8 protein-coding genes are annotated in these 7479 nt (G+C 68.0%); 4 read left to right on the top strand and 4 right to left on the bottom strand.

All coding sequences use genetic code 11. The annotated features are described in order from the left end of the window. On the bottom strand, positions 1–649 hold a 649-nt coding region (locus Y705_RS0112875; RefSeq protein WP_026533150.1), incomplete at its 3' end, for an AMP-binding protein. Positions 650–835: 186 nt separating this feature from the next. Between Y705_RS0112875 and Y705_RS0112870 the strand changes: the two genes are divergently transcribed. The 4 genes from Y705_RS0112870 to Y705_RS0112855 all read left to right on the top strand — a co-directional run bounded on the left by Y705_RS0112870 (position 836) and on the right by Y705_RS0112855 (position 5166). After that, positions 836–1525: a GntR family transcriptional regulator gene (locus tag Y705_RS0112870; RefSeq protein ID WP_026533149.1), complete on the top strand. Its 690-nt coding sequence runs from the start codon at positions 836–838 to the stop codon at positions 1523–1525. Then, positions 1518–3038, top strand: a complete 1521-nt coding sequence (locus Y705_RS0112865) for an MmgE/PrpD family protein (protein WP_026533148.1) — start codon at positions 1518–1520, stop codon at positions 3036–3038. Before Y705_RS0112870 ends, Y705_RS0112865 begins: the two co-directional genes overlap by 8 nt. Before the next feature lie 12 nt (positions 3039–3050). Then, positions 3051–3956: a methylisocitrate lyase gene (gene prpB, locus Y705_RS0112860; RefSeq protein WP_026533147.1), complete on the top strand. Its 906-nt coding sequence runs from the start codon at positions 3051–3053 to the stop codon at positions 3954–3956. A 70-nt stretch (positions 3957–4026) separates the two neighbouring features. Continuing rightward, positions 4027–5166 (top strand): bifunctional 2-methylcitrate synthase/citrate synthase, encoded by a 1140-nt coding sequence (locus Y705_RS0112855; protein WP_026533146.1) that lies wholly within the window; start codon positions 4027–4029, stop codon positions 5164–5166. Here the strand turns inward: Y705_RS0112855 and Y705_RS0112850 are convergent. The 3 genes from Y705_RS0112850 to Y705_RS22410 are packed head-to-tail and all read right to left on the bottom strand — an operon-like array spanning position 5163 to position 7404. Further along, positions 5163–5708, bottom strand: a complete 546-nt coding sequence (locus tag Y705_RS0112850) for an 8-oxo-dGTP diphosphatase (RefSeq protein WP_253908614.1) — start codon at positions 5706–5708, stop codon at positions 5163–5165. The two genes, Y705_RS0112855 and Y705_RS0112850, sit on opposite strands and share 4 nt — an antisense overlap. A 20-nt stretch (positions 5709–5728) precedes the next feature. Further along, complete coding sequence (xerD, locus tag Y705_RS0112845; RefSeq protein ID WP_026533144.1) at positions 5729–6703, bottom strand: site-specific tyrosine recombinase XerD; 975 nt, start codon at positions 6701–6703, stop codon at positions 5729–5731. 2 nt (positions 6704–6705) lie between these two features. Next, complete coding sequence (locus Y705_RS22410) at positions 6706–7404, bottom strand: NUDIX domain-containing protein (RefSeq protein ID WP_081738041.1); 699 nt, start codon at positions 7402–7404, stop codon at positions 6706–6708. Between the last annotated feature and the right edge of the window lie 75 nt (positions 7405–7479).

The following is a 7479-nucleotide window of genomic DNA, read 5'->3' as shown; positions in this document are numbered from 1 at the left end:
CGGGCTCGAGCCCGCCGGAGGCGGTGAGGACCACTTTCGGACCCGCGTCCCGAATCCGCGAGGCGAGCTCGGCCGGAGCGAATCCTCCGAACACCACCGAGTGAACGGCCCCGAGCCGCGCCACGGCGAGCATGGCGATGACGGCTTCGGGAACCATGGGCAGGTAGATGAGGACCCGGTCCCCCTTGGCCACGCCCTGGTTGCGCAGCGCGCCGGCGAACTGCGCCACCTCGTCCCGCAACTGTGCGTAGGTGAAATGCTGTTGGGTGCCGAGCATCGCGGAGTCGTAGACGAGCGCCGTGGTGTCACCGCGTCCGGCCAGGACGTGGCGGTCGAGTGCGTTGAAGGACGTGTTGAGCCGGGCTCCCGGAAACCACCGGTAGAGCGGCGCACGGCTGCTGTCCAGCGCCTGCCCGGGCACGGTGGTCCACGACACGGCCTCGGCGGCATCGAGCCAAAAGGTCGCCGGGTCCTCGATGCTCCGCCGATGGAGGGCCCGGTACCGATCAGCGGCCTCCGGGCCGCCGGGGGCGGACCCCGGAGTATTCTGCCGATGGAGTGCCCGGTACCGATCAGCGGCCTCCGGGCCGCCGGGGGCGGACCTCGGAGTATCAGGGGTATAGAGAGGCCTGCTTGTTCCGGAATCCATGGGGGTCCTTTGCGGCGAGAGGATGGAATGCAGCTCATGCTACGGCTCCCGATGCTATTCCTCAAGACATTCTGTATACAAAACCACGATCACTATCGGCACTTTCGAGCCATTCCTTGCTCACCGACCCTGCTGTGTATACATTGGAGGCAGGTAACATGCACGACGACGGCGGAGGAGGACGGTATGCGGGCCAGCGACCGCGCCTATGAGTCCCTCCGTTCCGACATCATCGGCTGGCGGCTTCCGCCGGGTTCCGTCCTCGCGGAGGTCGAGCAGTCGGCACGCTTCGGTGTCTCACGAACGCCCCTGCGCGAGGCCCTGTCGCGGCTCATCTCCGAAGGACTGGCGGCACCCTCGAGCGGACGCGGCGTCGTCGTGACCGACATCTCCCTCGGCCTCGTGGCCGATCTTTTCGCCGTCCGCATCCCCCTTGAATGCACCGCCGTCCGGCTCGCCGCCCTGCACCGCGACCCGGTGGTGTTCGACGCCTTGGGCGAGCGCTTCATGCGGGCGGGCCTCCTGATCGACGCGGGCGATTCCGGTCAGAACCGCTACTACTCGCTGGTCGCCGACCTGGACACCGCTGTGGATGAGGCTGCAGGCAATTCCTACCTCCTGCAAGCCCAGCGCCATCTGCGCACCCAGCTCGTGCGGATCCGGCGCCTCGCCCGGGACAACCGGAAACGGCTCCACGCTTCGGCCGGCGAGCACGCGCAGATCGCCTCCGCGATCAGTGCCGGCAACGGGGAGCTCGCGTCCGCCGCCATGCAGGTGCACCTGCACAACAGCCTCCAGCACCTGCTGGCAGCAAGAACTGATAACGATTCCGACGGCGCCGAACTGCCGTACCTTCGAAAGGAACATCATGGTTGAGCTCCACCCGGTCCGTGTCCACCGCAGCGAGGAGAACCTCGGCCGCGCCGGGCAGCTCGCCTACCGGATCGCCGAGGTGGCGACCGATCCCGTGGAGGTCACCCCCGAGGTGACGGAGATGGTGATCAACCGCATCATCGACAACGCCTCGGTGGCGCTCGCCTCCCTCAACCGGGCCCCGGTCATCGCCGCACGGGCGCAGGCGGGAAGTCACCCCGTGTCGGCCAACGGAGCGGGGGCCGCGGTCTTCGGAGTGGAAGCACCCACCTCGCCCGAATGGGCGGCCTGGGCCAACGGCGTGGCGGTGCGCGAACTCGACTACCACGACACGTTCCTCGCCGCCGACTACTCCCACCCCGGGGACAACATCCCTCCGATCCTCGCGGTGGCCCAGCACACGGGCGCCTCCGGACGCGACCTCATCCGCGGCATCGCGACCGGCTACGAGATCCAGGTCAACCTCGTGAAGGCCATCTGCCTCCACGAACACAAGATCGACCACGTGGCGCACCTCGGCCCGTCGGCGGCCGCCGGCATCGGAACCCTCCTGGGGTTGGCGCCGGAGACCATCTTCCACGCCGTCGGGCAGGCCCTCCACACCACGACGGCTACCCGGCAGTCGCGCAAGGGCGAAATCTCCAGCTGGAAAGCCCACGCGCCGGCCTTCGCCGGCAAGATGGCCGTCGAAGCCGTGGACCGGGCCATGCGCGGCCAGACGTCCCCCACCCCCATCTATGAGGGCGAGGACGGCGTGATCGCCTGGCTGCTCGACGGGCCCGAGGCACGCTACGAGGTGCCGCTGCCCGCCGCGAACGAGCCGAAACGGGCCATCCTCGACACCTACACCAAGGAGCACTCCGCCGAATACCAGGCCCAGGCGTGGATCGACCTCGCCCGCAGGCTGCACGGCGCTCACCCCGAGCTCACCGATCCCTCGAAGGTCAAGGGCATCGTGATCCACACCTCGCACCACACGCACCACGTGATCGGCTCCGGTGCCAACGATCCGCAGAAATACGATCCCACGGCCTCGCGCGAGACCCTCGACCACTCGATCCCGTATATCTTCACCGTGGCACTGCAGGACGGCCGCTGGCACCACGTCGACTCCTACGCACCCGAGAGGGCTGCACGGCCGGACACCGTGGCCCTGTGGGGAAAGGTCACCACCGTCGAGGACCCCGAGTGGACCCGCCGCTACCACTCACTGGACATCGCCGAGAAGGCCTTCGGTGGCAGGGTGGAAATCACCCTCGCAGACGGCACCGTCCTCACCGACGAGATCGCCGTCGCCGACGCCCATCCACTCGGCGCCCGGCCCTTCACCCGGGAACAGTACGTGGCGAAGCTGCGCACCCTGGCGGACGGCGTGGTCGAGGACACCGAACTCGAGCGGTTCCTCGCCGCCGTCGAGCGGCTTCCCGAACTCGGGGCAGGAACCCTCGATCAACTCAACATCACCGCCCGGAACGGGTACATCAACCCCTCCGCGGCCCCGCTCGGGCTCTTCTAGGAAGGCGACAGGATGCTGTACTCATCGATTCCCTCCGAACAGAAGCGCATTGCATTGCGCGACGGCCTGGCGTCCGGGACCCTCCAGCAGTTCCCCGGAGCCTTCAACCCGCTCTCGGCGCGCCTCATCGAGGACAAGGGCTTCGACGGCGTCTACATCTCGGGGGCGGTGCTGGCCAATGACCTGGGCCTTCCGGACATCGGCCTGACGACGCTGACGGAGGTGGCGCAGCGCGCCGGGCAGATCGCCCGCATGACCGACCTCCCGGCGATCGTGGACGCCGACACCGGCTTCGGCGAACCGATGAACGTCGCGCGGTCCGTCCAGGAACTGGAGAATGCCGGCCTTGCGGGGTGCCACATCGAGGACCAGTTCAATCCCAAGCGCTGCGGGCACCTCGACGGCAAGAACGTCGTCGACCTCGAGACGGCGGTGAAGCGCATCCGCGCCGCGGCCGACGCCCGGCGCGACCCTAACTTCCTCATCATGGCACGCACCGATATCCGCGGCACCGACTCCCTGGAAGCCGCGCAGGACCGAGCTCGGGCGCTCGTGGATGCCGGAGCCGACGCGATCTTCCCGGAGGCGATGCGCGATCTGTCCGAATTCCAGGCCATGCGGGACGCCGTATCGGTGCCGATCCTGGCGAACATGACCGAGTTCGGGAAGAGCGACCTGTTCACGGCCGAGCAGCTCCAGGAGGCCGGCGTGAATGTGGTGATCTACCCGGTCTCCCTCCTCCGCAGCGCCATGGGCGCCGCGGAGCGTACGCTGGACTCGATCAAGGCCAACGGAACCCAGCAGCACGCCGTACCCGATATGCAGACCAGGGCCCGCCTCTACGAACTGGTGGACTACGAGTCGTACAACCGGTTCGACTCCTCGGTCTTCAACTTCCAGGTACCGGGCGGCCGTTGAGCACCAGGCCCGGCTCCGCCCGCCCACCCGGGCACCTCATCGCGACGAATGCACCACGAAGGAGTTCCCTGTGACCGAACCACAGATCCACAAGGGCCTTGCCGGCGTGACGGTCGATTACACGGCCGTCTCCAAGGTGAACCCTGACAGCAACTCGCTGCTGTACCGGGGGTATCCCGTTCAGGAACTCGCTGCCCGGTGTTCCTTCGAGGAGGTGGCCTACCTGCTGTGGAACGGTGAACTGCCCACCGCCGACCAACTCGCCGAGTTCACCGGGTACGAACGCAGCCACCGCAACCTGCCGGAGAACATCGTCGCGGCCATCGACCTGCTGCCGCTCACCAGCCACCCCATGGACGTCGGGCGGACCGCGGTCTCCGTGATGGGCGCCTGTCACCCGCTGGCTTCCGACAGCTCCGTCGAGGCCAACCTGGAGAAGGCAACCTCGCTGTTCGCCGCCTTTCCCGCCGTCGTCGCCTACGACCAGCGCCGCCGCCGGAACCAGCCGCTCGTCGAGCCGCGGGAAGATCTCGGTTATGCCGCGAACTTCCTGTGGATGACCTTCGGCGAGGAAGCCCCGGAGGAAGTGGTGAACGCCTTCAACGTGTCGATGATCCTCTACGCGGAGCACTCCTTCAATGCCTCGACGTTCACTGCCCGCGTCATCACCTCCACCCTCGCGGACCTCCACTCGGCCGTGACGGGCGCGATCGGAGCACTGAAGGGCCCGCTGCACGGTGGGGCCAATGAGGCAGTGATGCACACGTTCGAGGAGATCGGCATCCGGAAGGACGAGTCCGAGGAAGAGGCCGCGGCCCGGGCCAAAGCGTGGATGGAGGACGCCCTCGCACAGAAGAAGAAGGTCATGGGCTTCGGACACCGCGTGTACAAGAACGGCGATTCACGCGTTCCCACGATGAAGGCCGCCCTCGACGCCATGATCGCCTACTACGGCCGCGACGAGATCCTCGGGCTCTACAGCGGACTGGAACACGCCATGGACGAGGCGAAGAACATCAAGCCGAACCTCGACTATCCCGCCGGCCCCACCTATCACCTCATGGGCTTCGATACGGAGATGTTCACGCCGCTGTTCATTGCCGCACGCATCACCGGTTGGACGGCCCACATCATGGAGCAGGTGGCGTCGAACTCCCTGATCCGCCCGCTGAGCGCCTACAACGGTCCGGACGAGCGGCACCTCAGCTAACGGCTGGTCTTCACGACGGCGGTCTCTACACCCTCGTTGTCGTCCTTCAGGGTGATGGAGGCGGTGAAGGGCTCACCCTCCACCACGAGGGGCACCCAGAGAGCGGCGTCCTCCCACATGCCATCCCACGGCAGGGCGTCCTCGGGGAACCACTCGGGGTCCACCTCGTCGCTGGCATCAAGGGCGCCCGTGTAGCGCTCCGCCCTGAAGATGGAGCCGATCATGTTGAAGTCGGGGCGGGCGGGGAAGTCCCACGTGACCGTGCCGAGGAAGGTGAGGTCCCCGCCTTCCACACGGAGGCCCGCTTCCTCGAACACCTCGCGTGCGGCTGCCTGGGCGGCCGATTCGCCCGGTTCCAGCTTCCCGCCCAGAGCGACGATGCGCCCGGTCCCGAAACCCGTCTTCTTGAGCCCCAGGAGCACGCGGCGGACGGGTCGGGCGTCGGAACCGGCACCGGACGCATCGGCATCGGCATCGAAGATGAAGCACAGTGCCACCGGGCGGAAGAACGGCCCGTTGTGCACACCTGGTTCGCTACGCACCATGGCCTGGAGTCTCCGGACTACCCAAGGGCGCGGGGGTGCGCCGCAGCGTAGACCTCCCGCACGGTGTCGGCCGTGACGAGCGTGTACACCTGCGTGGTGGTCACCGACGCGTGGCCCAGCAGCTCCTGCACCACACGAACATCGGCTCCACCCTCGAGGAGGTGGGTGGCGAAGGAGTGCCGCAGGGTGTGCGGAGAGACCTCCCGGGTGACCCCCGCTTTCTGGGCCGCCGACTTGAGGATGGACCAGGCGCTCTGACGGCTGAGCCTGCCACCCCGCATGTTGAGGAACAGCGCCGGGCTTCCCGTGCCGCCTCCTGCCAGAACCGGCCGGCCCCGCACCAGGAAGGAATCGATGGCCTTCGCCGCGTAGGAACCGAGCGGGACGAGGCGCTCCTTCGACCCCTTGCCGATCAGCCGCACGATTGCGGGGCCGGTTCCGTCCCGGTCCAGGACGTCGTCGACGTCGAGCCCCACCGCTTCGCTGATCCGCGCCCCGGTCGAATAGAGGAATTCGAGCAGCGCCCGATCCCGCTGGCCCGACGGCGTCTCGGTGTCCACCGCTTCGAGGATCCGCACCACGTCGTCGACCGAGATCGCCTTCGGCAGCCGTTGCCCGGCGAGGGGCGGGTGCACGTCCCGTGCCGGATCAGCGATGGTCACTCCCTCGAGCGCCCAGAAACGGTGGAGCCCCCGCACTGCCACCACCGTGCGTGCGGCGGACCTTGGGCTGAGCGGCGACTGCCCGTCGGACCCGGTGGCGACTGCCTGCGCGAAGGCAGTGACGTCGTGTCGGGTGATGGCAGCGGCGTCGCTGATCCCACGGGCCACCAGGAAGCGGTGGTAGCGGAGGAGGTCGCGGCGATAGGCGGAAAGGGTGTTGACCGACAATCCACGCTCCACCGCCATGTGCTGGAGGTATTCGGTCATCAACCGGCCCAGCCCTGACTCCAGAAGCTCGTCGGTTGCCGTTTTCTCCGCTGGCGCAGGCATGGTCAGTCCCGCAAGACTGCACCGTTGGGCCAGGTCGAGTGCCGGCTCGGGTGCTCGGGCCAGGGGGACGAGGCAGGGCGGAGGTTGTCGAAGCCCTGCTCGCGGGCCACCCGCGCGGCAAGGACCGCGGCCGCTGCGGAGGGACTGTGGATGCGCCCGTCGAGCACGGCGGCCACTGCGTCGTCGAGGTCCACCCAGAGCAGTTCGATCTCGGACTCCTCGTGGGTACGGACGTGGAGCTCGTGCTCCGGCACCCGGCCGATGCCGCGCGCGAGATACACCCGCAGCGCCTCGGATGAGGAGCCCGGCGAGAGGAACAGGTCGATGAGCACCTTCCATTCGAGCGCCGTGAGGTCGGCTTCCTCGGCCAGTTCCCGCGCGGCGGCGTCGACGAATTCCTCGCCCTCTTCATCGAGCAGCCCCGCCGGGATCTCCCAGAGGAGCATCCGCACCGGATGCCGGTACTGGCGGATGAGCAGCACCTGGTCCTCCTCGTTGAGTACGAGGACCGCCACCGCGCCCGGGTGTCGAATGTAGTCCCGGGCGATGTGCTCGCCGCCGTCGGTCAGCGAGAACTCGTCCCTCACCACATCCCAGATCCGCCCCCGGTACACGGAAGCCGAGGAATGCAACCTTCTCGGGCTCTGCTCGTCCCCGAAATCTGCGGAGCTGTGCACTCCGGGTGCCGCCAGTTCAGCCACGGCTACGCTTTGGCCCCACGGCGGTCGAGCGCTGCCCGCACGAGCCCCGCGAACAGCGGGTGGGGGCGGGTGGGG

Origin of the sequence: Arthrobacter sp. H41 (assembly GCF_000520535.1) — a bacterium.
Lineage (GTDB): Bacteria > Actinomycetota > Actinomycetes > Actinomycetales > Micrococcaceae > Arthrobacter_D.
Note: the sequence above shows the minus strand (reverse complement) of the source record. Positions and strands in the feature narration are given on the sequence as shown.

Excerpts from the sequence above, each read along its gene's own strand:
- Y705_RS0112870 (WP_026533149.1), top strand. The coding sequence starts at position 836 with ATGCGGGCCAGCGACCGCGCCTATGAGTCCCTCCGTTCCGACATCATC.
- Y705_RS0112865 (WP_026533148.1), top strand. The coding sequence starts at position 1,518 with ATGGTTGAGCTCCACCCGGTCCGTGTCCACCGCAGCGAGGAGAACCTC.
- prpB (WP_026533147.1), top strand. The coding sequence starts at position 3,051 with ATGCTGTACTCATCGATTCCCTCCGAACAGAAGCGCATTGCATTGCGC.
- xerD (WP_026533144.1), bottom strand. The coding sequence starts at position 6,703 with ATGCCTGCGCCAGCGGAGAAAACGGCAACCGACGAGCTTCTGGAGTCA.